Below are 25,626 nucleotides of genomic sequence, written 5' to 3' on the forward strand. Positions count from 1 at the left end.
GCTCGTCCGCGAATCCTGGTTCTCGAACGACAATCGTATCCCTGAAAAGTCGACCGGTGTTTTCAGTATCAGGGATTCGTCGCGATCTTTCAGGCCACGCGTGGCGCGAAAAGGATGACTGTGGCACCGCCGAGGCAGATCAATGCTCCTAGCAGATCCCAGCGATCCGGCTGTGTATCTTCGACGAGCCAGAGCCAGCCAAGCGACGCGGTGATATAGACGCCGCCATAGGCGGCGAAGGCTCGCCCTGCAGCATCCGCCTCAATGCGAGCAAGGAGATAGGCGAACAACACGAGCGCCAATACTCCGGGAAGGAGCCACCAGGCGCTCCTGTCCATTCTGAACCAGGCCCAGAACGCAAAGCACCCCGCAATCTCGGCGAGCGCGGCAAGGGGATAGATCCATATCGCGTTCACGCTTCAGTCCCCTCGGCGAGCGCTTCAATGACCAGACAGGTGCCGACCGTTCCTTGCTCGCAGTTTTCCAGCATCCGGCGCAGTTCCCTTCGGAGAGCCTCCAGATCGGCAATCTTGCGGTTGACTTCGCCCAGGTGCGCTCGTGCCAGCGTGTCGACCGCATGGCAGGCCCGCGACCGGTCGTCGGCCAGTTCGAGAAGTTCGCGAATGCGCGTCATGGAAAACCCCAGGTCGCGCGCGCGGCGAATGAAATTCAGCCTCCGGGCGTCCTTAGGACTGTAGTCGCGATAGTTGGCCTGTGTGCGGGGCGGGGACGCGAGAACGCCCTCGCGTTCATAGTAACGGATGGTTTCCGCTTTTACGCCCGCCGCGCGGGCGAGTTCACCGATCCGCATAGGCTTCCCTCGATCGCTTGACCTTGTAGCGACTACAAGGTGTATAAATCGATTCGACACAAGGAGTCGAGCGAATGGGAAAAAATTGCTGCGGTCCTGTCGAGGACGTCGAGGCGAATAATGATCCGCTGTGGCGCCGTATCCTGTGGATCGCTCTCATTCTCAATGCGGTTATGTTCAGCGTCGAAATCGTGGCGGGCCTTGCTGCTGATTCGCGTGCATTGCAGGCTGACGCACTCGATTTTCTGGGCGATGCGGCAAATTACGCCATAAGTCTCTGCGTTGCCGGAATGGCGCTTGCGTGGCGCGCTTGCGCAGCCATTGCCAAAGCAGCGACCATGCTGGCGTTCGGGCTATGGGTGCTTGGCTCCGCGATCTGGGGTTTCTTTGTCGGTGCCTCGCCGGACGCCGGGACCATGGGCATTATCGGAACCGTCGCGCTTGCGGTGAATCTCGCAGTTGCCGCGATGTTGTTCCGGTTTCGCACGGGTGATGCCAACATGCGCTCGGTGTGGATTTGCTCGCGCAACGACGCGATCGGCAATGTAGCGGTTCTGGGCGCGGCGCTGGGTGTCTTCGGAACCGGGCGCGCGTGGCCCGACCTGGTCGTGGCCGCCATTATGGCCAGCCTAGCAATTTGGGGCAGTATTGAGGTATTCGGTCAAGCGCGCGGTGAGTTGCGCTCTGCTTGAGAAGGGACTCCGACAGGCAGTTACGTGATAGCACGACCTCTGCTGGCTTACGCTAACTTCCTTTCAAAGCCCATTGAAGGCCAACCGCTTTCAATTATTGCAGGTGACCGCATGAGTACTGGTCCATCAAAACCATCCTTGCGGTGGACTCCGGAGACGGTGATGTTTTCGGCGGCCGGGTAACGATTGTCTCTCCTGATGGTGACAGTCTTGATGCAATTCGTCGCGCTGCTCATCCCGGCGACCGCTGCTCATTAGGAATCACTTTCGCTCGCTTCGACTAGGCTGACCCAAGTCCCATTTTTCGTGAGAGCCAAAGGGTCGCGGTCGGGACAAGAACCCACATGATTATGGGAACGAGTCCGATCTTTGTCCCAGGGACTAGCGGCATAGTGGGACTGTAGGTCCAGCCCCAGGCAGCCCCAACGGCCAATATTTCGACCACGGATGTTATCGCGAGACCGATGGCGAGATAGATAAGGAAGCGGGATATTGGCCAGTCGACAAGCCAAGGTGTTCGGCGGTTTCCCAACGAGGCGCCCAGATAGGCCGCCACCATGATACCCGCGTCACCGAACGATGCCAGACCACATCGGTATGCGGCTTCAACAGGACCAAGCCCGTCAGTGCTGTAGAACGGGAGCTGGAACATTTCCCAGGCGAAGGCAATCAGTCCGCCGAAAATGGCGATCCACAGGGCGGGATGCGCGCCCCGCCACACTGCTTCGGGCCTACCCGTATTAATAGGCTCCAAAGCTCACCATCCTATTGCATTGGCTCCACCATCGCCATGCCGATCCGCTAAACAACGAACCGGTCCCAACTTCCGTAATGTTCGTCGCTCCGACGCCCTCTTGGCAGGCTCAGTACAATCAGAAGCGCTCCGAGCATCGTACCGACAACGTTGCCAACAGTACTGGCGCCTCCGTCCATAAGCCACGGAGCCACGATGAGCCAGGCACCGAACGCGACGTTGAGAAAGCGCAATGGCCTTGCGACCTCCGCCATGGCAATTACCGATACCGTGATGACCAGCGCGCCGACCAGATGGTCGCTGTCAGCAAGAGGCGGTACATTCCCAAGAACGAGCCTGGAGAACATCAGGAAAGCACCGATCAGCACACTGATGGCCAATGTCCATGGGACCGTGACCCCGCGCGCCGCCGAACCGCCGATCGCCGCGAGCGGAGCATCGAAACCGGGATGTGAGTCCTTGCTGCCGCCTGGCAGCGCGTCGCCGCGGAAGAACGAGCGCCAGAACGGTCGCCCGCGCCGCGTGTTGAGAACCAGGAACTGGCCCATCGCGACCAGCTCGTCGAGCGAATAGGGGATCATGATCAGCATCGCGGCCGCCGCCATGAGGCAGATCGTGCAATAGGTGCCGATCATGATCGGCTGGATGATGATGAAGTAGATGCTGATCACGCCGAGGGGCACGACGACGATGCCGAACAGTGTCACCATCCAGGGCATGGTCCGCCAGCGGGCCCTGCCGCCCATGACGCCCATCAGGATCTCGAACATGTAGCTCATCGCACCGATGCCGCCATCGGCCACCGGCCAGGCCTTGGAGACATCGGAGGTAATGATGTATTCGGTCCCGTTGAGCGCGCTTGGCGAAGCGAAGAACGGCTCCCACACGCCGTCGATATGGCCGAGCTGATATGCCGTGAGGATACGTGAAAGAAAGAAACCGACGGCGCCGAGGATAATGATCGGCATGCGCTGGACATAGGTAGAAGGCGAATAGGTCCAGCCCGGCGGTACGTCGGTATCATCCATCATGCCTTCGGGTGCCATGCCGGGCATCATCGGTACGAGAATGGTAAAGGCGATCACCAGCGCGCCGACAAAGGTATCGTTGGCATAGACGGCGGCATCGGGCGTCCAGAACACCAGCGGGGCGCCGAGCAGCCAGATGCCGATGCAGGTGTTGGCCCATTGCGCCCAACCTCCGCGCGGCGAGAGCGAGATGGCCGCAAAGACCATGATCAGGATGCCGCTCACGACATCGTTCCAGGCTGTCAGCCAGCTTCGCAGCGCCGGGTCCCAAAGATCGCGATCCTCGGTTATGCGCGTGACTGCAGCGGTAAATTCGCTCTGGTCGAAGGTCCCGAAGACAAACGGGGTGGTCGCGAGCCAGAGGCCGAGCAACATCGTAAACCAATGAACCCAGAGCATGTTGAAATGCATCTTGCGCATGTGACCGGCGTGGTCCGCCAGAGCATCTTCGCTTAGCGGGGCAGGCTCTGCCTCATCGGCTTCATCGAAATTGCTGCCGGCCACCCGCGCGGCATTGAGCTTGTTCTCGCCATACCAGGCCGAAGGATCGGCTTTCAGACCTTCGACGATCCGCGGGAGCGCGGTCCTCAGCCTGTGCTGCGGCGTCCAGTCCAGCCTTTCCCGCGCATTGCTGAGATCGAGTTCGTAGTGGTCGTCCGAAATGTCCACCATCCACGGCCGAATGAAAGCCTCTTCGCCAAGCACTTCGTTTTCGACCCAGGCACCGGTCTTGGCGAGTCCCTTCGGCACCGTGCGCGTCGTCCAGTCCTCATCGTGGATCAGGCGTCCAAGCGACTTTTGCAGTTCGCCATAGGACATCACGTCATCTTCGCCGAGAAGAACCGGCCATTCACTGGGAAGCTCGCTCCGCCGGTCGACGATGCGCTCGATCCCGTCGAGCAAATCCTCAAGGTGCAAATATGGCTGTCCGGTGTCGAGGTCACCGGGATAGACGCGGGCGCTCGGCCGTTTTTCGTAAATGCGCGCGATCTGCTGGGCAAGAAACGCCGAATGGCCTTCATCGTCGTATACGCCCGCAGGCCGCACGAAGACCGCATGGATGTCGCCACGCTTCTCGCGGATCAACTGCTCGGTGCGGACTTTCGATTCGCGGTAGGGCAGATCCGTGTCCAGCGGCGAAGTCTCGTCGATCAGCCCGCCGCCCCTGATGGGGGCATGGACCAGCATCGTGCTGACAAACACGAACTGGTCGATATCGAAATCCTGCAGCGCTTCGAGCAATCGGCCGGTTCCCATGACCGTAACCTCGTCATATTTGGGGTTCGGTTCACCGGTAAGATCGAAATAGGCAGCAAGGTGGACGAAGGAGGCGATCCTTTTGCCATAGGCGGTTCGAACGCGTTCGAAGGCGGCATCGATGCTCGCCTGGTCGGTGACATCGACACAGACGCATTCGGCCTCTGCCGGGGGATGGGGAGCGGCGTCGCGGTCGAATCCGATCACGCGGTATCTCGCTGCAAGCTTCTTTACGATGGCTGAGCCGATATAGCCGCTCGAGCCAGTAACGATCACGACAGGTTTATCGGAGTTGTCAGTCAAGATATGATCCTTGCTTCGACTTTGAACGACCTCACGACCCTTGAGCGGTGCCTAAAAACCTCAATCTAACAGAGTTTCCAACCCGAAAGCGTGCGGGAAAACGCAGTCCTTCTCCCTGTTACGAAATAACGATCGATTTCCCTCACATCGAGAGCAATTTCCGCAGCGAGCGGGCATTGGATTTAACTAACGGCACCCTTCCTGCCGAGCCTCGGGTTTCCTCGGCAGCCGATAATACGGACCAGCGCGAAAGACCAACGAGTCGGCTTTGAAATAGGAACACATGGTAAGGGGAGACCGTAGTTCTGTCATATCAAACTACAATTTTCGAAGAGTAGGAGGCGACATGAAGGCCCAAGACGTAATGACATCGAACCCCGCATGCTGCAATCCATCGAGCACCGTGCAAGAGGCAGCTTTACTGATGGTCGATAATGATTGCGGCCAAATCCCCGTTGTCGATGATTCCGGTGCGTTGGTGGGCGTGGTGACCGACAGGGACATCGCCTGCCGCTGTGTTGCCAAAGGCAATTCCTCCGACCAACGCGTTGAGGAGGTGATGACATCATCACCTGTTACTGTCACCGCCGATGCAAGCGTCGACGAATGCTGCACCAAGATGGAAGACAATCAGGTTCGGCGGCTTCCGGTGGTCGATGACGAAGGCAAATGCTGCGGCATCGTTGCGCAGGCCGATATCGCCAGAAGCGCAGCTGAGAAGGAAACCGGCGACCTCGTGCGCGAGGTATCGGAGGCCAGTTCGGAGCCAGCTTCGGCGGGATGCTGCTAGTCGCACAAGACTATTGATTTTACGCGGATAAAGCGGACGGGGCGATCTGATCGGTCCCCGTCCGCAATCGCTCGTTACTTGTCAATCGCCTCGCCCCCGACTATCTCGGGCCGGTGAAGTTCATTCGTACCTTGACCTTGATCCTTTTTGGCTTCGGACTCTTTGTCCAGGTTGGAGCGAATGCGGCAGCCCTTCCTCAGATCGAGGCGGCGGAGATGAGCGACTGTGCCGAGATGGCCGATAACGATACATCCACCGATCCGGCAGGACCATGTTCCAGCATGACGCTCGATTGCGTGATTGCCATGAATTGCTTGCCGCCTTTGGCTCTGTCGAATGCGACTGAAATGGAGGGTGCGCCCCTTCGTTTGGTACCGAGCTACCTTGTTTCTGCGGCCCCGTGGTTTGAAACAGATCCACCGCGACCGGAATCGCCTCCTCCAAAACCAATCCTCACCGTCTAGTTTTCCCTGAAGGCGCGTTGCGACTTTTGCGAGACTGACGAACGATGCAGCCGCACGAACCGGTCTTCGCCGGTGCGGCATGTTATGTCGTCAGCTCGCTCTGCACGAGTGAGATTTATGAACTGGCGAATTGGTTGGGTGCCGTTTTCGGCCCTGCTGGTCGCGCAGGCTGCCCAAGCGCAGTCGGTCGGCTATGAAGAAACCCTTGCGGCGGCGCGGGCGGAACAGCCCATGCTTGAAGCGGGCGCTTTGCGTGTACAGGCGAGGCGCGATGCTGCGGACGCAGCGGACGAATTGCCCGATCCACGCGTTCGTGCAGGCGTGATGAACTTGCCGGTCACCGGACCCGCTGCATTTAATCCGTATGCGCAATTGCCGACGCAGCTCGCGGTGGGCATCGAGCAGGAAATTCCCAATCTTGCCAGGCGGCGAGCACGATACGGCCTTGCCGGATCCGAAATCGGTATTGCCGAAGCCCGTCTTGGCTTGTCCGAACGTTCCATCCTCGCCGAGGCCGGGACGGCTTGGATTGGCCTGTATTATGCTCAGCAGCGCCTCGCTCTTGCGCGCGACTCTCTGGACAGCTTAAGGGACTTCGTTCCGGTCGCAGTCAGTGCCGTCGCTTCGGGATCGGCCAGACCTGCCGAAAGCCTTGCGATCCGGCGCGAGCTTCTCGAAATCGAGGATGCCATTACCCGGATCGAGGCCGCGCGCGCAGCCGCGCGTGCCCGGCTGCAGCGATATATCGCCGGAAGCGAGCCCGTCGCTGCGGGGGGCGCTCCCCAAGTTACCGTGGACCCGGAAGAGCTTCGGTTCGCGTTGGAGGCCAATCCGGAATTGCGTCTGGCGGATGCCGAGCAGCGACGTGCCGAAGCTGCAGCCGATCTGGCACGCGCTGAAAAGCGACCTGATTTCGGTGTCAGCGTGACTTATGGCCACCGTAATCCCGATTTCGGCAGTGCCGTATCGGTCATGGGATCGGTCACTTTACCCATCTTCACCGACAGGCGGCAGAACCCGCGCATCGCGGCAGCCGAAGCAGACGCCGCTGCCGCCTCGGCCGAGCGCGTCGATCGCCTGAGAGTGATCAGGGCCCGGTTCGAAGCCGATCTGGCTGCGTGGCGCAGCGCACTGCAGCAGTGGGAACGTGCGCGTGATCAGCTTCTTCCGCTCGCGCGCGACCGTGCCGAGCTCGAGACCGCCAGCTTCGCTGCTGGCCGTGCAGACCTCGTCGATGTGATCGCGGCCAAATCTGCGCTGGCATTGCTCGAACTCGAGATCCTTGAACGCGAACAGATGGCTGTCGAAGCCGCTGCAACTCTACGTCTTACATATGGGGAGGACAGGCCATGAACGCCGCTTTCGAACGTTTTACGCCGCGCCAGCGCACTTATGCGACCGCCGCAGCCATCGCCCTTGTCAGTCTGGCGACCGGATACGGCTTGTCGATGCTCGGCGGAGATAGCAGCGGCGAAGAGCTCGGTGCCGACACCGGCTGCGACGAAGTGCTTTACTGGTACGACCCGATGGTGCCCGACCAGCGCTTCGATGAGCCGGGCAAATCTCCGTTCATGGATATGCAACTGGTCCCAAAATGTGCCGGAGGCGGAGCGCAGGCGGGCGAGGGCGTCAGTATCAGCTCGACCCAAGTGCAGAATTTCGGAATTCGCACTGCCGAGGCCGAATACGGCGTGTTGGAACCGGATGTGAGTGTGACTGGCACGCTCGCCTATAACGGTAGCGAAGTAGCGATCGTGCAGCCGCGCGCGGGCGGCTTTGTGCAGCGGACATATGGTCACGCGCCGCAAGACCTGATTACAAGAGGTGCACCGATCGTCGATCTGCTGATCCCCGAATGGGGCGGTGCCCAGCAGGAATTCCTTGCCGTAGCGGCAACAGGAGACGCGGCGCTTACCAATGCTGCCCGCCAACGGTTGCGACTGCTCGGTATGCCGGAAGGCGTGATCTCCTCAGTCGCTCGAAGCGGCAGACCTCAATCGACGATTACCGTCACCGCGCCGCAATCGGGCGCAATCACATCGCTCGGTATAAGGCCGGGCATGACCGTCATGGCAGGCCAAAGCCTTGCCGAAATTAGCGGCTACAGCCCGATCTGGCTCGAAGCCGCTGTACCCGAGGCATTGGCCGGAAGCGCCCGCGTCGGGCAGCCGGTCAGCGCGACGCTCACAGCTTTTCCTGGCGAGCGATTTGCTGGACGGATCATCGCCATCCTGCCGAGCGCGCAGGACACAAGCAGGACGATTACCGTGCGGGCCGCCATGCTTAATCTAGGGCTTCGGCTCAAACCGGGCATGTTCGCGCAAGTCACATTGGCACCTGAGCGACGTGAGACGTTGCTGGTTCCTTCGGAAGCGGTCATTCGCACTGGCGAGCGGACTCTTGTGATGATTGCACAGGAAAGCGGCGGCTATCGCCCCGCAGAAATTCGCATCGGCCGCGAAGCGAACGGGCGCACCGAAGTCCTTGCTGGCCTTGCTGCGGGCGAGCAGGTCGTTACTTCGGGCCAGTTCCTGCTCGACTCCGAAGCCAGTCTTACCGGTATCGATGTGCGTCCTGTCGATCAGGCCCCATCGGCGGCGACCCGAGACCAGACGTCAAGCGAGGCCGACGAGCCGCAAACCTATAGGGCAACCGGTACAATTGAGCGTATCACCTCAAGCAGTGTGACCCTGCGGCACGGCCCGGTGCCTGCACTCGAATGGCCAGCGATGACCATGCCTTTCGCCACCGAGGGGCCAGAGCAACTGCGCGGTTTCGCGCGCGGTGACCGGGTTTCCTTCACATTTGCGCAGGCCGACACCGGGCCCCGCATTGTCTCGATCCGAAAGACCGGCCAATGATTGCGCGCATTATCGATAGCTCGATTGCCAATCGCTTCTTCGTGGTGTTGGCGGCGATCGGGCTGGCATTGGCCGGTTTCTGGGCTGTGAGGACAACACCGGTCGATGCATTGCCCGATCTGTCCGACGTGCAGGTGGTGATCCGCTCGAACTATCCGGGACAAGCTCCCCGAATTGTCGAGGATCAGGTGACCTACCCGATGGCCACAACCATGCTGTCGGTCCCCGGCGCCGAAACAGTGCGCGGCTATTCCTTCTTCGGCGACAGCTATGTCTATGTCATCTTCGAAGACGGAACCGATCTTTACTGGGCGCGCTCGCGGGTTCTCGAATATCTCAACCAGGTCCAGAATCGGCTGCCCGAAGTAGTTCAGAGTACGCTCGGGCCCGATGCCACCGGGGTCGGCTGGATCTACGAATATGCACTGGTGGACCGTAGCGGCGGACACGACCTTGCCGGGCTGCGCAGCTTGCAGGACTGGTTCCTGCGCTACGAGTTGCAGACCATACCCGGGATCGCCGAGGTCGCCAGCGTTGGCGGCATGGTCAAACAATACCAGATCGTTCTCGATCCCTACCGTATGGCCTCGCTGGGTGTGACGCATGCGCAGGTTGTCAGGGCAGTTCAGGCGGGCAATCAGGAAACTGGCGGCTCAATTGTCGAGATGGGCGAAGCGGAATATATGGTCCGTGCATCGGGTTATCTCGGAACTCTGGCGGATTTCCGCAGCATTCCGCTGCGCGCCGAAGCGGGCGGCGTGCCGGTCACGCTCGGCGATGTCGCGAATGTCCAGATCGGTCCGGAACTGCGGCGCGGCATCGCCGAGCTGAACGGTGAAGGCGAGGTTGCAGGCGGTATCGTCATCCTGCGGCAGGGAGCCGACGCGCGGAGCGCGATTACGGCAGTGGAAGCCAAACTCGAACAATTGCAGGCGAGCCTTCCCGAAGGGGTGGAGATTGTCACCACCTATGACCGCTCGCAACTGATCGACGCATCGGTCGAAAACCTGACCACCAAGCTGATCGAGGAATTTATCGTCGTGGCCTTGGTGTGCCTTTTGTTCCTGTGGCACGCGCGCTCGGCTCTGGTCGCGGTCGTGACGCTGCCTATGGGTGTGCTCGCGGCCTTCCTCGTAATGCGCTTTCAGGGAGTGAACGCCAATATCATGTCGCTCGGCGGTATAGCCATCGCGATCGGGGCGATGGTCGATGCGGCGGTGGTCATGATCGAGAATGCCCATAAACACATCGAACGGTGGACTGAGGAAAATCCCGATGCGGTTCTGTCCGTCAACGAGCGATGGCGTATCGTCACCGATGCCTCGAAGGAAGTCGGCCCGGCGTTGTTCTTCAGCCTGCTGATCATCACCTTGTCGTTCCTGCCGGTATTTACCCTGCAGGCGCAGGAAGGACGGCTCTTCGCGCCGCTCGCCTTCACCAAGACCTATGCCATGGCTGCTGCCGCGATCCTTTCAATCACTCTGGTTCCAGTACTGATGGGTTGGCTGATCCGGGGTAAGATCCCTGCAGAGGACAGCAATCCGGTTAACCGCGTGCTGACCCGCGCTTACCGACCCGGTCTCGACTGGGTTATGCGCCGCCCCAAGACCACGCTGGCCATCGCCGGTCTGATCTTCTTGACGACGCTTGTTCCCTTTTCCCGGCTCGGCGGTGAGTTTCTCCCACCGCTCGATGAAGGCGACCTTCTCTACATGCCCAGCGCCCTGCCCGGACTGTCACCCGGCGAGGCGTCGGCGCTGCTCCAGCGCACCGACCGGCTGATCATGACCGTACCGGAAGTCGAAACCGTGTTCGGCAAGGCCGGCCGTGCCGACACCGCCACCGACCCCGCCCCGCTCACCATGTTCGAGACAACCATCCGCTTCAAACCGCGCGAGGAATGGCGCGAGGGCATGACGCCCGACATGCTGGTCGAGGAACTGGATCGTGCCGTGCAGGTGCCCGGCCTCGCCAATGTCTGGGTCCCGCCAATTCGCAACCGGATCGACATGCTCGCTACAGGGATCAAGAGCCCGATAGGGATCAAGGTTTCCGGAGAAGACCTGGGCGAGCTCGAACGAGTTGCGCTCCAGGTCGAACAAGCCGCCAAGAACGTTCCGGGCGTGAGCTCTGCACTGGCCGAACGGCTATCGGGAGGCCGCTATGTCGATGTCGATATCGACCGGCTGGAAGCAGCCCGCTACGGCCTCAACATCGCCGACGTCCAGCAGATCGTATCTGGCGCAATCGGCGGTGCAAACGTGGCCCGCAGCGTGGAGGGGCTGGCGCGATATCCGATCAACGTGCGGTATCCGCGCGAAATTCGTGACAGCGTGGACGAGCTGCGTAACCTGCCGGTTCTCACCCCGTCGGGTCAGCAGATTACGCTTGGCACCGTGGCTGCTGTCAGCGTGACCAGCGGCCCGCCCATGCTCAAGAGCGAGCAGGGCCGACCGACAAGCTATGTCTACATTGATGTGCGCGGACGCGATCTTACCTCGGTGGTTGGCGATTTGCAGGAAGTCATCGCCGCAGAAGTCGATCTGCCAGCGGGTGTCAGCCTGTCCTATGCCGGGCAATTCGAATATCTCACACGTGCCTATGAACGCCTGCAGATTGTCGTCCCGGCGACGCTCGCAATCATATTTCTGCTGCTCTATCTGATCTTCCGCCGGTTCGACGAGGCGCTGCTCATCATGGGCACGTTGCCATTCGCGCTGACCGGTGGCTTCTGGCTGCTTTACCTGATGGGGTACAACCAGTCCGTCGCAACCGCTGTCGGCTTTATTGCGCTGGCCGGTGTGTCTGCGGAATTCGGCGTCATCATGCTGATCTACCTGAAAGCCGCGTTGGACCGGCGCGGCGAGAATGCAGATGCAGAGGAAGTCTCTGCCGCCATCCGCGAAGGCGCCTTGCTGCGAGTGAGGCCCAAGGCGATGACCGTGGCGGTTCTCTTGGCCGGTCTGTTCCCGATCCTGATCGGCACTGGGGCTGGCTCCGAAGTGATGAGCCGAATCGTCGCGCCGATGATCGGCGGAATGATCACAGCTCCGCTTTTGTCCATGTTTGTACTTCCCGCCGCATATCTGTTGTTGCGGCGTCCCCGGCCAGATCGGCCAAACCACTCCGAAGGAGAAGAAAAATGCGTACCACAACCCTCTTGACCTCATTGGCCGCCCCGCTGGCGCTGGCAGCCTGTGATTCCGGCCAGGATATGGCTGAGATGAACGATATGCCGATGGCTGAAGATGGCATGATGATGGATGATCAGGACATGTCGGCAATGGACCCTGGTGACATGATGCAGACCGCCAGCGCTGAGGGAACCGTCACCGCCATCGATGGCGAAGCTGGCACGATCACCGTCGAGCATGGCCCGGTCGCCGCAATTGACTGGCCGGCAATGACGATGGCGTTCGAGGCAGACGAGCAACTGCGGAGTGATGTCAGCGTCGGTGAGGGAATTTCCTTCGAGTTTCGTACTGGTCCTGAAGGCAGTGTGATCACGTCGATCACGAAGCAGTGAAACGATGGGGCGGCGTCGGACAAATCCGGTGTCGCCCTCGAGGAGCAACGCTATCATGAACCGCAAAGGCCAGGTATTCCCCATCGAGCGTCGTGCATTGCTGAAGCACGCGGGCCTGGCCGCAGCGGGATTTGCGGTCATGCCGCTTGCAGCGTGCGAGGCACCCAACAAGCTTTTGCAGGGCAGCACTGGCGGTTCCAACCCGCTCGCCATACCGCCGTTGCAGGTGGGCCGGATCGAACAGGGCGAGCGTGTTTTTCGCCTCTCCTTGACCTCGGGCCAGAAGGAATTCGTGGCTGGCGTCGCCTCACCCACGATCGGCATTGACGCACCCTATCTCGGGCCGACACTGGAAATGCGCCGCGGCGAACGGGTGCGCTTCCACATCGACAATAATCTGGCCGAAGGCGCCACGGTCCATTGGCACGGGTTCGAACTCCCCGCCTCTGCCGATGGCGGACCGCATCAACTGATCTGCCCAGGCGAGAGGTGGAGCCCGTCTTTCGAAGTGCGCCAGCGCGCCTCGCTCTACTGGTATCATTCGCATCTGCACCGCAGAGCCGGGTCGCAGGTTTATGCCGGACTTGCCGCGCCGATCTATGTGCGCGACGATCAAGAAGAGCGCCTCGGTCTGCCGAGCGAATATGGCATCGACGACATTCCGCTGATCGTCCAGGACCGGATGATCGATGGGTCCGGTCAACTGATTTACCCAAGCGGAATGCAAGCGCGCATGATGGGCGTTCGTGGCAACCGGATTTACGTCAACGGCACCGAAGACGCTGTCTTTGACGCAGCGACCGGACAGCTCCGTCTGCGCCTTCTCAACGGATCGAACGCACGGTTCTATGATTTCTCGCTTGAGGGCGGTGCACCGATGCAGCTTATTGCGAGCGACGGCGGCTTGCTTGATCGACCCCATCCTGTCCGGTCGCTCAGGCTTGCGCCGGGGGAGCGGGCGCAGATCATCCTTGATCTCGCCGAAGGACGCCCGCTGCGCCTTGTCGCCAGCAGCCCGGACAACATGATGGGCATGATGGGCGGACAGGGCCGCGGCATGATGGGCGGAGGGATGATGGGCCGTGGAAATGACGGTGATCCTTCCGGCGGGGTATTTCGCATTCTCGACATCAGGCCCGCAGATACGGCTCGGTCTGTCAGGCTGCCGGCCGAACTTGCTCCGCTTGGTGTGCCCGATCCATCGCTCGCCGTGCGAACCCGCCGGTTTGTGATCGATATGGGTATGATGGGCGGGGGAATGTCGATCAATGACGCGGCGATGGACATGGATGTCATCAACGAACGCGTGCCGGTCGGACAATGGGAAATATGGGAGATCGCCAACGCTTCGATGATGGCGCACCCCTTCCATATCCATAATACGCAGTTTCGCGTGATCGAGCGCAATGGCCGCGCGCCGCCGCCGCTGGAAACGGGATACAAGGACACCGTGGTGGTGAACCCGCGCGAACAGGTGCGCGTACTGGTCCGCTTCGAGGAAAACACCGACCCGGACCTGCCCTACATGTACCATTGCCACATCCTCGAGCACGAGGATGCAGGTATGATGGGGCAATTCGTCGTCATGAACAGCTAGGAAGGAAATGTTGTGAGCAAGGATGAAAGCGTAATCGAGGGCACTGCCATCGACCCGGTATGCGGCATGAGCGTTGCGATCGACGGCGCGAAGCACATTGCGCCGTATGAAGGCGCCGAGCACTATTTCTGTTCTTCGCGCTGCCACGACAAGTTCCTTGCTGATCCCGAACTCTACCTGTCGGGCGCGCACCTCAATGCGGTCGAAGAGGTGCCTGAGGGGACGATTTATACTTGCCCAATGCACCCTGAAATCCGGCAGCCCGGCCCCGGTTCGTGCCCGATTTGCGGAATGGCGCTCGAACCGGAGATGGTCTCGCTCGACGATGGACCAGACCCTGAACTGATCGATATGCGTCGCCGCTTTTGGTGGAGCGCGCTCCTGACGCTGCCATTGTTCGTCTATGCAATGGGCGACATGGTTCCCTGGATCAGTTTCGACCAGCTTATCGAATCTGCCTATGCACAATGGGCGCAGTTCGCTCTCGCTACCCCCGTCGTTCTGTGGGGAGCCTGGCCGTTTTTCACCCGCGCCGTCGAGTCGCTGAAGACGCGCAATCTCAACATGTTCACGCTGATCGGGTTCGGCGTGGCGATCGCCTACATTTTCAGCGTGGTGGCAACGATTGCACCGCATATTTTCCCGCCCGCGTTTCATGACCATTCGGGGCGGGTCGGGGTCTACTTTGAGGCCGCGGCTGTCATCACGACGTTGGTCTTGCTGGGGCAGGTCCTCGAGCTCAAGGCAAGGGGCTCGACCTCCAGCGCATTGCGCGCGCTGCTCGAACTGGCTCCGCCAAGCGCGGTCAAAATCTTCGGGTCCGGCGACGAGCGCGAGGTGCCGCTCGATCAGCTGGCCACCGGTGATCGTCTGCGCGTCCGTCCCGGCGACAAAGTGCCCGTCGATGGCGAGATTGAGGAGGGTTCGAGCGCAATCGATGAATCCATGATCAGTGGTGAACCGCTGCCCGTCGCCAAGAAAACCGGCGACACAGTTATAGGCGGGACAGTCAATCAGACCGGCGGCTTTGTCATGCGCGCCACCGGTGTAGGCAAGGACACGATGCTGTCCAAGATCGTCCAGATGGTAGCCGAAGCGCAGCGCAGCCGCGCACCGATCCAGCGCTTGGCGGATCAGGTGGCGGGCTGGTTCGTGCCCGCCGTGGTGGTGATCGCCATCGTCACGTTCATAGTCTGGGCTATCTGGGGCCCCGCGCCCGCGCTGGCCTATGCGCTGGTCAATGCCATCGCAGTCTTGATCATCGCCTGTCCGTGCGCGCTTGGGCTTGCCACGCCGATGTCGATCATGACCGGTACCGGTAAGGGCGCGCAGCATGGCATTCTGATCCGTAACGCCGAGGCGCTCGAAACATTGGAGAAGATCGATACGCTGGTGGTCGACAAGACAGGCACGCTGACGATGGGCAAACCCGACCTGGTGGCAGTGACACCTGCAAACGGAATTGACGAAACCGAATTCCTGGCCGCGGTCGCGGGTGTCGAGATGGGAAGCGAGCATCCGCTGGCCCATGCGATCGTCGAAGGCGCAAAAGCGCGCGGCGTATCGCCGGCCGAGGCCACAGACCTCGCCTCGACCACCGGCGAAGGTGTCGAGGCCAGCGTGCAGGACCGCCGCGTTGCTATCGGCAATGAGAAGATGATGCGACGTGTCGGTATCGACGATGACGTCTGGCTTGGCTCGGCGGAGGGCGGTCGCAAGCAGGGCCAGACAGTTATGTTCGTCGCGTTCGATGGCCGTCCGGCAGGTCTCATTGCGGTAGCCGATCCGATCAAGCCGACCAGCGCTGCGGCGATTGCGGCGCTTCATTCGCGCGACATCCGGGTGGTGATGCTCACCGGCGATAGCCGTGGCACAGCCGAAGCGGTGGCGCGCGAAATGGGGATCGACGAGGTGCATGCCAATGTCTCTCCGGAAGACAAGCACAGCAAGATTGAGGAGCTGAAGGCACAAGGCCGCCGCGTCGGTATGGCCGGAGACGGCATCAACGATGCCCCCGCGCTGGCCGCTGCAGATGTCGGAATCGCCATGGGTACCGGCACCGATGTGGCGATTGAGAGCGCAGGCGTGACTCTGGTGCGCGGTGATTTGACAGGGGTAGTCCAGGCCATCGTGCTGTCGCGCTCAACGATGCGCAACATCCGGCAGAACCTGTTCTTCGCGTTTGGTTATAACACGCTTGGCATTCCGGTCGCCGCAGGCGTGCTGTTTCCGTTCTTCGGATTGCTGCTGAGTCCCATGATCGCGGCGGCGGCCATGAGCCTCTCTTCTGTATCGGTGATCGCGAATGCGCTGCGGCTGCGGAGCCTGCGCCTGGACACATGACGCCGAATGGCGGCGATCACAACAAAGCCGTCGTTACCCATTCGCCGGTGACGAACACACCGACAAGGATCACGACTGCAGAGAAAATGTATGTTAGCGTCCGCTTGCGCGCCGCGAGGCTGTGCGAGGCCCAGGTTCCCAGCCAGCCCCCCATCGCGCCTCCGCCAATGAAGAACCCGGCGATCGGCCAATTGATCAGCCCGTCCAATGCGTAATTGGCGGCCGTGGTGGCGCCGAAAGCGGTTACGGAGACTAGCGAAGAGCCGATCGCATTGAGGATCGGCATGGCCGTCGCGGCAACCAGGCCCGGCACCACCAGGAACCCGCCGCCGATACCGAAAAAGCCGGACAGTGCGCCGACAACAAACCCACCGGCCGCCAGCCGCGGGGTCAACCGCAATGCGGTCGCTGCGGTAAGGCGGACATCCGGGTCGGACCCACCCGATTTTTCGCGTATCATCGACAGGCCGACAATGATCATCACCAAGCCGAACAGGCCCAGCAGGAGATCGCCCTGTGTCATCTTCCCCATAGTCGATCCCGCCGCTGCACCGATAATACCGAATGCCGCGAAAAGACTTGCGCAACGCCATTTCACACTGCCGCCACGGGCATGTAACAGCAGGTTGGCCAAGGCGCTCGCGGCCACGGCGGCAGCGGATGTGGCGATTGCGACATGTGTGTCGCGAACGCCGACAACATAGATCAATAGCGGCACGGCGAGGATCGATCCCCCGCCGCCGATCAAACCCAGCGAGAACCCCACGAGGAGCCCTGAGGCTAGCGACAATGACGCCTGAACAAGACCGATATCCATCAGGCGGGCGCAGCCGTCATTAACTTGTCTCGCCGGGCCTGCTGCCGGCTTCGCCGTCCGGACTGCAATAGATGGCGTAAAGCGTTTCCAGCACACGCCGTGTCGCATCGCCGGACAGGGAATAGTGGATTGAGCGACCGTCTCGCCGCGCTGCGACCAAACCGTCCTTGCGCATCAGCGAAAGATGCTGCGAGACGACGGTTTCACCGATCTCCAGCAAATTGGCCAGCTCGCCCACGCTGCGCTCGCCCTCCACAAGCTGGCAGGCGATCATCAGGCGGTTGTGGCTGCCCAATGCCTTGAGCAGGGTCACCGCCTTTTCGGCTTGTTTGCGAATATCTTCGGCTTGCATACTTGCATATATGCGAAGGTGTGCATATAAAGTCAATCGTAATCTGCCCCCGCGCTATTGCGGGCCGGGAGCTTTGAGCCAGATCCAGGATATTCCTTATGACCCACATCAAGACCCTCAACGACAGTTTCGCTGTCTCGGCTGCTCCGCCTTCCGAGGGCGACCTGCGCGCCTTGGCGGAGGATGGTTACAAAGCCGTCGTCAACCTGCGCTGCCAGGATGAGGCGGATCAGCCAATCGCCCCGGACCGGGAAGGTGAAGTTGTGGCATCGCTTGGCCTCGAATATCGTCACCTGCCGGTGGCGGGCGGCGCCATGTCGGATGAACTCGTCGATGAATTCAGGGCCAGCGTCGAAGCGCTCCCGAAGCCGGTGCTGGTCCATTGCGCTTCGGGCAAGCGCGCAGGGGCCTTCACAATGATGCATCTGGCGGCGCAACAGGGAATGGGCGGCGACGCGACGCTGCAGCAAGCGGCGGATATGGGCTTCGTTTGCGATGAACCGGCGCTGGAAGATTTTGTCCGTAATTACGTCGACCGAGCGCAGGACTGATCACTCCGACCCGCCTTCAACCTGCATACAAAAAGAGCTTTCGATGAAACCTGACGTAGAGGCATTTTTCGACACAAATACCAATACGGTGACCTATGTCGTGTCCGATCCCGCGGCCAAGGTGTGCGCGGTGATCGATCCGGTGCTCGATTTCGATGCCGCAGCGGCACGAACCGCGACAAAGTCCGCCGATAAGGTGATCGATTTCGTCCGGGAGAAGGGTTTCAAATGTGAGTGGATACTGGAAACCCATGTCCATGCCGATCACCTGTCCGCCGCACCTTACATTCGCAGCGCGCTAGGCGGCAGACTCGCTATCGGCAGCCAGATCACCGTCACGCAGAATACCTTCGGTCCGATCTTCAATGCCGGGGTGGACCTGCCGCGCGATGGGCGCCAGTTCGACCATTTGTTTGCCGATAATGACAGCTTCGACCTGGGCACCATATCGGCTCGGGCACTCCATACGCCGGGACATACGCCCGCGTGCTTGACTTATGTTATCGGCGATGCCGCCTTTGTCGGCGATACGCTGTTCATGCCCGATTACGGCACGGCGCGCGCCGACTTTCCCGGCGGCGATGCACGTACGCTCTATCGCTCTATTCGCCGGATCTTCGAGCTACCAGGCGAGACGCGGCTGTTTATGTGTCACGACTACCTACCGGAAGGCCGCTCGGAGCATCGGTGGGAAACTACGGTACAAGACCAAAAGCACAGCAACATCCATGTCCACGCCGGGATCGGCGAGGATGCATTTGTGGCCATGCGAGAGGAGCGCGACGAACAGCTGGGTATGCCACGTCTCATCCTGCCATCAATCCAGATCAACATTCGTGGTGGGAACATGCCTGGCGCAGAAGAAAACGGCACGATCTATCTGAAACTGCCGGTCAACGTTTTGGGTGAACCGCAAACACCGCCCGAAGAAACAGGTCCACGCACCCAGTAAGTTTGCCGTCGATGCATCAACCTGAGGGTGGAGGGTACATTATGATCCGGAATGTCGAAAACAACCTAGCGACATGGGCCACAAAAGTGCGATTGATCGATCCGGTCTTCCGCCTCTCTTTGAGCCTCATATTCGTCATCGGCGGAGTGGGGCATTTTCTTGCGCATGAATATATGCTCGACCGGATGGCATTGTCGCCATGGAAAGATCATGTTGTTTTAATTGGTGATGCGTCCATCCTTTTGTGGCTGTCTGGCTTGGTGTTCATCGGTGCAGGCACATCGCTGGCCTTGGGGTGGATGACTCGGCTCTCATGCACCGCGCTATTTCTCACTCTCGTTCCGATAACTTTCGCGATCCATATCGCCCCTGGCCACACAGGCCCGCTACTCAAGAATATCGCTATCCTGGGGGCGCTGGCATTTGTCTTCGTTCGCGGACCAGGAAGTCATTCAATGGATACGGCGCTCGGTCGCGCCGCTAGTTGAGCGACGAGCACGCTGACCCGCCACATACGAGCAAAATCTCGCAAAAGATTTTGACGTGCTTTGCAAGAGTTTCGCGCTTCAAGCTACGCGCTTCAGCCGGACGCGTTCTTCCACGCCCCCATGGAACCAAGATAGATGTCGAGGTGCTCGAAACCCTTGCTGGCCAGCCAGCCCGCAGCAACGCTCGCGCGCATCCCGCTGGCGCACATCAGCGTGTAGTGATGATCCTGCTTTAGCTCTTTCCAGCGGGTATTCAGCTCGCCGACGTAGATATGTTCTGAGCCATCGATACTGGTTTGCTGGCGCTCCTCGAGATCACGCACATCGAGCAAGGTCCATTGGCCGCCGTTCTGGTCGAGTCTTTGCGCGACTTCATCGGTGTTGATCATGGGAACGCTGCGCATCGCCGCGCCCTGTGCAGCTGCAGGAACGACGCCCACGTAACCACCAATGATGTTGTCAAAACCGATGCGCACCAGATGCGCCATCGCCTCGGCAAGCTGGTCTTCTTCGGAGGCGACCAGCGCTATCGTCTCGCCCTCGGTGATGAACCACCCGGCGAAAGCCGGGATCATTCCCACCGGAAGGCACATCGCGCCCGGCAGGTGGCCGCCGGCATAGCCAAGCGGTTCACGAACGTCGATCAGGTGGTCAGCGCCGCTCTTGGTAATTTGCTGGAGCCCCATCCGGCGGGGGCGCATGATGCGCGGCGCAGCATCTGCGCCCTCCAGATTAAGCCGCTCCATCAACCGGAAATACGGCGGCTGGTAATGGTGCTCTGCAATTTTCGCCTGAATGAACTCGTCGCGATCAAAGATGCGCAGGCGCGGATTGTTGCGGCGCTCGTGGCCGACCGTGGAGAATTCCCGGTCCGCCATACCCGATCCGCAGACCGAACCCGCGCCATGCGCCGGGTAAATGATTGCCTGGTCTCCGAGACGGCAAATCTTTTGCAGGGAATCGTACAGCAGCCCGGCAACTTCCTCCTTGCGTTCGGGATAGAAATCGGTTCGCCCGACATCGCCGACAAACAGCGCATCGCCGGTGAAGACGCCAACCGGTCCTTCGGAATATTCGCTGTCATGGATAACAAAGGCGAGATGGTCGTCAGTGTGACCGGGCGTTTCGAGCACTTCGATTCTCAGTTGTCCCAGTTCAAAGCAATCGCCTTCGCGCGCAGTCTCGGCAAACACGACTTCGCCTGCTGGATTGGGCCCGTGATAGACCCTCGCGCCGGTCATTTCGGAAAGGATCGGCGATCCGCTGATGAGGTCCTCATTGCGATGGGTCTCGAAGATATGGGTGATCTCCAGTCCTTCGGCGCGGGCCTTGTCGACATAGACTTCGCAGTCTCGGCGCGGATCTATGACCGCAGCCTGCCCGCCGGCACCGATAATGTAGGAAAGTTGCGAAAGACCCGGGGTCTTGATCGTCTCGAAATACATACGGCTTCCTTGTGTCCTACTCGAAATTTGTGATGTTCAGTCCGATTCGCCTCAATCGTTGGTACCAGGCTTAATCGATCCCCAGCTCGGCTTTGATGGCGGCAGGGCTCTCCAAGCTCTCGTTTTCGGGCCGACCGATGGCAGGCTTTGCGTTGATCCAGGTGTCTTCGAGTACAAACTCGAGAAGGCTTGCTGCAAGATCCGCATGACGGCATCTAAAGCAACCATCTGCCAGACGTTCGTCGGTAATCACCGCTTCGCCGGTATAGGGTTCGTCAAGCAACCAGCCGGGCCGCGCAGCAGTCCATCTGACATCCGGAGCGTCACTCAGCATCGCCTCCATTGCACGCATCTGTTCCAGGATGTTGAACAGTGCAGGCTTGGCCGTCAGCTCAAACCAGGCAGGAACGCTCGACTGGTGTTCCACGAACGCTGCGGAGATCACGGCAATTCGGTCTATGTCGGTTTGCTTCATCGCTTCGAGCAGATTCCGCGTTCCTTCGGTATAAAGCGGTGGCGGATCAATGGCATTGCTTGGACCAAACCCGACACCGAGAGTGGAAATCACCGCGCGGCATCCATCGAGCTGCTGTGCGAAATCATCCGACAGAACATCGCAGTCGATATATTCGAACTCGCCTATACGCTCGCTCGGCTCGGGCAGATTGTGTTCAAAGGCGCGGATCGGTACGTCACGGCCAAAGGCATGCTTCAAAAGCTCGGTGCCTGCTTTACCGCCGGCACCGAAGACAGCAATCGGCCTGGTATCGGGCATGGGATCGCTCCTTTTCAGAAATGATGTCTGCAAGAAAAATCAGCTTGAGCGGGCGGACGGGCGAGCCATCGCTCGCCCGTCCGCCCTGCTTCAATCAGGTTCCGCCGCCGGGACAGGTGGTATAGCCCCAGAAGCCGAATTCATCCTTGGCTCTCGGCGCAGCCACGATCATCTCCTGCATCTGCAGGCCCGCATCGCCTTCATCATCCAGCATGCGCGTCCTGATGCGAAGCTCGCCGTTCGAATAGCTGTCCGGGCCATCGGCAGTGACCGGAATAAGGGTACCGTTGATCTTGACCGCACCCTGGCCGCTATCGTCGTAGACGAAGGACGGGAAAGCAATTTCGGTCAGACGAAACTGACAGGAATTCTCCGCGCCCAGCGCAGCGATATCTGCGCCATTCATGGTTTCGGGAAGCATTAGGCCGGGGCTGACATTTGCCAGCGCACTGGCTGCATTCTTAATGGGGGCCGCAATTGCGGGCGGATCTAGCTGTGCCTCGCGGTCATTGCCTGGGGCCGTGTTGGAATTGCAGGCGGCGAGCGGCAATGCGATGGCCGCTATAAGCGCGAAGTTTTTCATTGCTGCATCTCCTCTGGCAGGCGTTCTTCGGTCCGCGGGCCGTTCTGCTCGATATCGTTGATCAGATATTTCATCTCGGCGATTTCGCGGCGCTGGGCGACGATGATGGCCTGTGCGAGTTCGCGCACTCTAGGATCCTTCAGGCTTGCGCGTTCGCTGGTCATGATCGCGATCGAGTGATGCGGGATCATCGCTGCCATATATTCGGTGTCGTCGACGGTGGTCTGACTGCGCACCAACCACAGAGCGAGGGCGAACACGACGGCACCGACGCCAAGAATGATGAAGTTCTTAGTCCGGTCCTTGTACATGCCCCACATAAAAAGGAGCATCACGATCATCATCATTCCGCCCATGACGAACATCATCCAGAACCGGGTTTCGCTCCAGAAGATATCGTCAACGGTGAAGGTGTTGGCATACATCAGGAAGAACATGATCACGGTTGAGGTCGAAACCATGGCCATGAACCGCCAGTAGCTGCCTCCCCCTCCCTTGTCCGAGTGGCGCGTCTTCTCAGTCATGCTTTTTCTCCTTCATGCATCATGGTCCAGAATAGCTGCGCCGAGCAGCTGATGAGTGCGAAGCCTGTCAGGGCTTCGATGCCGGCGAGCACCCTCAGGTGGTCGGTCGGATAGATGTCGCCCAGACCAAGCGTGGTCACGTTGATGAGCGAGAAATAAAAGTAGTCCATCCAGTCCATTGTCGGGGCCTTGTCGAACCCTCCAAGATCCCATTCCGCGCCCAGCCAGAAGCCGACCGCGAAAAGGATTGCGACCAGAAAATGCGAACTGAGGACGAGCAGCGAGACGCCAAGTTTGGCCAGCGTGTCTCGCCTGCGACCAAGGAGGCGGTGGCCGACACCAAGGATCGCGAGGTGTGAGGCGATAGCCAAGAGGAACAGAGCGACGGCAAGGATGAGCGCAATGATCATAGGAAGACCTTTGCGCCCATCCACAGACCCATGCCCATCATGAACATGTTCTCGGTCAATGAGACGAAGCCAAGCGGCACGTTGCTGCTGCCACCGACGCAGGCGCATTTGAGCTCGCGCTTATCGATATAGACCGCCTTGAATACGCTGACAGCGCCGATAGTCCCGATAAACAGTGCTAGCGGAGCAGAAAGCCAGGTCAGTGCGCCAGCGGTCATGAGAATACCTGCGGCGGCTTCACCGAACGGATAGACGAAGCCATAGGGGACCCAGCGTTTGGCCAGCAGATCGTAGTTGAGGAACATGGTCGAGAAGCTGCGCACGTCTTGCAGCTTCTGGACAGCCAGCAAGGTCATCGACAGGCTCACGAACCATTCTGCCGCGCGCACGGTAAAGAGATTGTCGAAGAACGCCCAGCTCAGCCCGAGCGCGAGCAGCAGAGCTACCGCGAAAATCGCGATGACCGGCTGATAGCTGGTTTCGCCCTCCTTGGGCTGCGAGCGGCTCTTGCCGAAGAATTCGCGCACATCGTCATAGCCACCGATGCGCCTGTCTTCGATAAAGGTTTGGGGCGTGGTCTCGACCTCGTGCTTGTCTTTAAACGCGTCGGTCTCTTCCCTGCTTGTCAGGTGATTGTCGTCGATCTCGAATCCCTGTCGCTTGAGGAGATCGATCGTCTTGAGACCATAGGGGCAAACGTGATCCTCCATCACCATGCGGTAAACCGTCGCTGTTCGGGTCGTCATAATTCGCTCCGTTTGTTTTTCGTGATGGCGCTACTGGGCAATGCGCAAGCCGGGCACGGTTGTGCAGTGGAGCCCGCCTCGAGAGCTTCCCACCTGGAAAGGAAGTGCATGGTCAACTCGCCTCTCCCGTTCCATCGTTCTCGGGCGATGCTGGTGCGCCGGGATTGCGCGAGAGGTAGAACCATTGGCCAAGAAAAACGGCGGCGATCCCGATCACGGCGTAGGCCACGACGGCAGGATCGCTGCGCAATTTCGCGACAGTGAAAGCTGCCAGGACCACGCCATCGGCTGCGAGTGCAGCGAGAAGCACCGAGGCGCGTGCGCCGACTTTTCCGCGCAGGTGGCGCAGGACGCCCCAGTGAACCAGCATGTCCATGACGAGATAGAAGAAGGCGCCCAGCGATGCGATACGGGAAAGATCGAACAATACGGCCAGCGTTCCGGCAACGACAACCGTATAGACCAGCATGTGGCTGCGGATCCCGCCGCTCATGCCGAAATGGCTATGCGGGATCATCTTCATATCGGTCAGCATCGTCAGCATCCGCGACACCGCAAAAACACTCGCGATGACGCCCGACGTGGTGGCAGCGATCGCGATCGCGACGGTGAAATAGAAACCGAGATCGCCAAGTGCCGGGCGCGCCGCCGCCGCCAGTGAATAATCGCGTGCTTCGATAATCTCGGAGATGCTGAGGCTTGAGCCCACCGCAACAGCGACGAGCAGATAGACCACGATGCAGATGCCAATCGAGATCATGATCGTGCGGCCTACATTCTTGTGCGGATCGACGATTTCGCCGCCACTATTGGTGATCGTGGTAAAGCCCTTGAAAGCGAGAATCGAAAAGGCAACCGAGGCGACCAGGGCTTCTGCGTTGGTCAGCGCTACAGGCTGCGAGAATGCTCCTGATGAAAAACCGCTCACCCAGATCGCAGCTACTGCAAATAGCGCAATGCCGCCGATCTTGATCGCCGACATGATAAGTGAAAACCCGCTAACCGACTTGTTGCCCGCTGCATTGACGAAATAGGCAAAGATAATGAGAGCGAGCGCTACCAGAGAAACGAGCCATCCGCTGCTCTCGAGATCGAACGGACGCAGCGCATATGTTGCGAAGGTCCTTGCCACGAGACTTTCGTTGATGACCATAGACAGCGCCATCAGCAGCGAGGCTGATGCGGCGATGACGCCGGGCCCGTATGCTTTTTGCAAAATCATCGCGATGCCGCCCGATGAGGGCCATTTGTTCGACATCTTGATGTAGCTGTGGGCCGACAATGAAGTGACCAGCGCCCCGGCGATAAAGGATAGCGGAAAGAGGGGGCCGGCAAGTTCGGCGATCTGCCCGGTGAGTGCGAAGATGCCTGCACCGATCATAACGCCGGTGCCCATGGCGATGCCGCCCAGCAGCGTTATGGAGCCTGCGGTATTGCCCGTTCGATCGTGACCATGGTCTTGCAATACATTCCCCTATGGATGTCCTCCCGTTCGAGAAACATCATTGCCGAACAGTACGTTCGGCAGGGCTTCACCCCTCAAAAAAGATTCTGCGA

At 60.0% G+C, this 25,626-nt stretch carries 24 protein-coding genes; 12 read left to right on the forward strand and 12 right to left on the reverse strand.

The features are described 5' to 3' along the window. Positions 1-89 precede the first annotated feature (89 nt). The gene (locus tag V6B15_RS14260) at positions 90-416 is read right to left on the reverse strand and encodes a YnfA family protein (protein WP_050600435.1); all 327 of its coding nucleotides are present in this window, start codon (positions 414-416) and stop codon (positions 90-92) included. Continuing rightward, positions 413-811: a MerR family transcriptional regulator gene (locus V6B15_RS14265; protein ID WP_334201700.1), complete on the reverse strand. Its 399-nt coding sequence runs from the start codon at positions 809-811 to the stop codon at positions 413-415. Before V6B15_RS14265 ends, V6B15_RS14260 begins: the two co-directional genes overlap by 4 nt. A 74-nt stretch (positions 812-885) precedes the next feature. On the opposite strand from V6B15_RS14265, the gene V6B15_RS14270 reads away from it, so the two are divergent. Next, positions 886-1,503 (forward strand): cation transporter, encoded by a 618-nt coding sequence (locus V6B15_RS14270; RefSeq protein WP_050600433.1) that lies wholly within the window; start codon positions 886-888, stop codon positions 1,501-1,503. An 801-nt stretch (positions 1,504-2,304) separates the two neighbouring features. Here V6B15_RS14270 and V6B15_RS14275 read toward each other — a convergent pair. Then, the gene (locus tag V6B15_RS14275; protein WP_334201701.1) at positions 2,305-4,845 is read right to left on the reverse strand and encodes an NAD-dependent epimerase/dehydratase family protein; all 2,541 of its coding nucleotides are present in this window, start codon (positions 4,843-4,845) and stop codon (positions 2,305-2,307) included. A 346-nt stretch (positions 4,846-5,191) separates the two neighbouring features. Between V6B15_RS14275 and V6B15_RS14280 the strand changes: the two genes are divergently transcribed. From V6B15_RS14280 to V6B15_RS14315, 8 genes are all read left to right on the forward strand, one after another. Then, positions 5,192-5,635 (forward strand): CBS domain-containing protein, encoded by a 444-nt coding sequence (locus tag V6B15_RS14280; RefSeq protein ID WP_050600430.1) that lies wholly within the window; start codon positions 5,192-5,194, stop codon positions 5,633-5,635. A gap of 113 nt (positions 5,636-5,748) precedes the next feature. Next, complete coding sequence (locus tag V6B15_RS14285) at positions 5,749-6,099, forward strand: hypothetical protein (RefSeq protein ID WP_063612670.1); 351 nt, start codon at positions 5,749-5,751, stop codon at positions 6,097-6,099. Between the two features lie 138 nt (positions 6,100-6,237). Continuing rightward, positions 6,238-7,452: a TolC family protein gene (locus tag V6B15_RS14290; protein WP_228135260.1), complete on the forward strand. Its 1,215-nt coding sequence runs from the start codon at positions 6,238-6,240 to the stop codon at positions 7,450-7,452. Further along, on the forward strand, positions 7,449-8,960 hold the full coding sequence (locus tag V6B15_RS14295) for an efflux RND transporter periplasmic adaptor subunit (protein ID WP_050600428.1): 1,512 nt from the start codon (positions 7,449-7,451) through the stop codon (positions 8,958-8,960). The genes V6B15_RS14290 and V6B15_RS14295 overlap by 4 nt, the downstream gene beginning before the upstream one ends. Then, the gene (locus tag V6B15_RS14300) at positions 8,957-12,124 is read left to right on the forward strand and encodes an efflux RND transporter permease subunit (RefSeq protein WP_050600427.1); all 3,168 of its coding nucleotides are present in this window, start codon (positions 8,957-8,959) and stop codon (positions 12,122-12,124) included. Before V6B15_RS14295 ends, V6B15_RS14300 begins: the two co-directional genes overlap by 4 nt. Further along, positions 12,103-12,486 (forward strand): copper-binding protein, encoded by a 384-nt coding sequence (locus V6B15_RS14305; RefSeq protein ID WP_228135259.1) that lies wholly within the window; start codon positions 12,103-12,105, stop codon positions 12,484-12,486. Before V6B15_RS14300 ends, V6B15_RS14305 begins: the two co-directional genes overlap by 22 nt. A 55-nt stretch (positions 12,487-12,541) precedes the next feature. Beyond that, positions 12,542-14,083, forward strand: a complete 1,542-nt coding sequence (locus V6B15_RS14310) for a multicopper oxidase family protein (protein ID WP_050600426.1) — start codon at positions 12,542-12,544, stop codon at positions 14,081-14,083. Between the two features lie 12 nt (positions 14,084-14,095). Continuing rightward, on the forward strand, positions 14,096-16,426 hold the full coding sequence (locus V6B15_RS14315) for a heavy metal translocating P-type ATPase (protein WP_050600425.1): 2,331 nt from the start codon (positions 14,096-14,098) through the stop codon (positions 16,424-16,426). Positions 16,427-16,442: 16 nt separating this feature from the next. Here the strand turns inward: V6B15_RS14315 and V6B15_RS14320 are convergent, their stop codons facing one another. Both V6B15_RS14320 and V6B15_RS14325 read right to left on the reverse strand, forming a co-directional pair. After that, on the reverse strand, positions 16,443-17,243 hold the full coding sequence (locus V6B15_RS14320) for a sulfite exporter TauE/SafE family protein (protein WP_197462318.1): 801 nt from the start codon (positions 17,241-17,243) through the stop codon (positions 16,443-16,445). A 19-nt stretch (positions 17,244-17,262) separates the two neighbouring features. Then, positions 17,263-17,595 carry an ArsR/SmtB family transcription factor gene (locus V6B15_RS14325; RefSeq protein ID WP_050600424.1) on the reverse strand — a complete coding sequence of 111 codons (333 nt, stop codon included), beginning with the start codon at positions 17,593-17,595 and terminating at the stop codon, positions 17,263-17,265. 98 nt (positions 17,596-17,693) lie between these two features. Between V6B15_RS14325 and V6B15_RS14330 the strand changes: the two genes are divergently transcribed. The 3 genes from V6B15_RS14330 to V6B15_RS14340 are packed head-to-tail and all read left to right on the forward strand — an operon-like array spanning position 17,694 to position 19,586. Further along, positions 17,694-18,146: a beta-lactamase hydrolase domain-containing protein gene (locus V6B15_RS14330; protein ID WP_050600423.1), complete on the forward strand. Its 453-nt coding sequence runs from the start codon at positions 17,694-17,696 to the stop codon at positions 18,144-18,146. A gap of 43 nt (positions 18,147-18,189) precedes the next feature. Then, positions 18,190-19,098: an MBL fold metallo-hydrolase gene (locus tag V6B15_RS14335; RefSeq protein WP_050600422.1), complete on the forward strand. Its 909-nt coding sequence runs from the start codon at positions 18,190-18,192 to the stop codon at positions 19,096-19,098. Positions 19,099-19,139: 41 nt separating this feature from the next. Then, the gene (locus V6B15_RS14340; RefSeq protein WP_050600498.1) at positions 19,140-19,586 is read left to right on the forward strand and encodes a DoxX family protein; all 447 of its coding nucleotides are present in this window, start codon (positions 19,140-19,142) and stop codon (positions 19,584-19,586) included. 92 nt (positions 19,587-19,678) lie between these two features. Here the strand turns inward: V6B15_RS14340 and V6B15_RS14345 are convergent, their stop codons facing one another. From V6B15_RS14345 to V6B15_RS14375, 7 genes are all read right to left on the reverse strand, one after another. Then, positions 19,679-21,031: an MBL fold metallo-hydrolase gene (locus tag V6B15_RS14345; RefSeq protein WP_050600421.1), complete on the reverse strand. Its 1,353-nt coding sequence runs from the start codon at positions 21,029-21,031 to the stop codon at positions 19,679-19,681. A 70-nt stretch (positions 21,032-21,101) separates the two neighbouring features. Continuing rightward, positions 21,102-21,806: an NAD(P)-dependent oxidoreductase gene (locus V6B15_RS14350; RefSeq protein WP_050600420.1), complete on the reverse strand. Its 705-nt coding sequence runs from the start codon at positions 21,804-21,806 to the stop codon at positions 21,102-21,104. 94 nt (positions 21,807-21,900) lie between these two features. Beyond that, the gene (locus tag V6B15_RS14355; RefSeq protein WP_050600419.1) at positions 21,901-22,389 is read right to left on the reverse strand and encodes a DUF6692 family protein; all 489 of its coding nucleotides are present in this window, start codon (positions 22,387-22,389) and stop codon (positions 21,901-21,903) included. Further along, entirely contained in the window at positions 22,386-22,913 is a 528-nt protein-coding gene (locus V6B15_RS14360; RefSeq protein WP_050600418.1) for a DUF305 domain-containing protein, read from the reverse strand. Before V6B15_RS14360 ends, V6B15_RS14355 begins: the two co-directional genes overlap by 4 nt. Then, positions 22,910-23,323 (reverse strand): potassium channel family protein, encoded by a 414-nt coding sequence (locus V6B15_RS14365; RefSeq protein ID WP_050600417.1) that lies wholly within the window; start codon positions 23,321-23,323, stop codon positions 22,910-22,912. The genes V6B15_RS14360 and V6B15_RS14365 overlap by 4 nt, the downstream gene beginning before the upstream one ends. Next, the gene (locus V6B15_RS14370; RefSeq protein WP_050600416.1) at positions 23,320-24,069 is read right to left on the reverse strand and encodes a MauE/DoxX family redox-associated membrane protein; all 750 of its coding nucleotides are present in this window, start codon (positions 24,067-24,069) and stop codon (positions 23,320-23,322) included. The genes V6B15_RS14365 and V6B15_RS14370 overlap by 4 nt, the downstream gene beginning before the upstream one ends. A gap of 112 nt (positions 24,070-24,181) precedes the next feature. Continuing rightward, the gene (locus V6B15_RS14375) at positions 24,182-25,465 is read right to left on the reverse strand and encodes an APC family permease (RefSeq protein WP_230832357.1); all 1,284 of its coding nucleotides are present in this window, start codon (positions 25,463-25,465) and stop codon (positions 24,182-24,184) included. Positions 25,466-25,626: the final 161 nt, after the last annotated feature.

Source organism: Qipengyuania sp. Mu-71 (assembly GCF_036867055.1).
Lineage (GTDB): Bacteria > Pseudomonadota > Alphaproteobacteria > Sphingomonadales > Sphingomonadaceae > Qipengyuania > Qipengyuania profunda.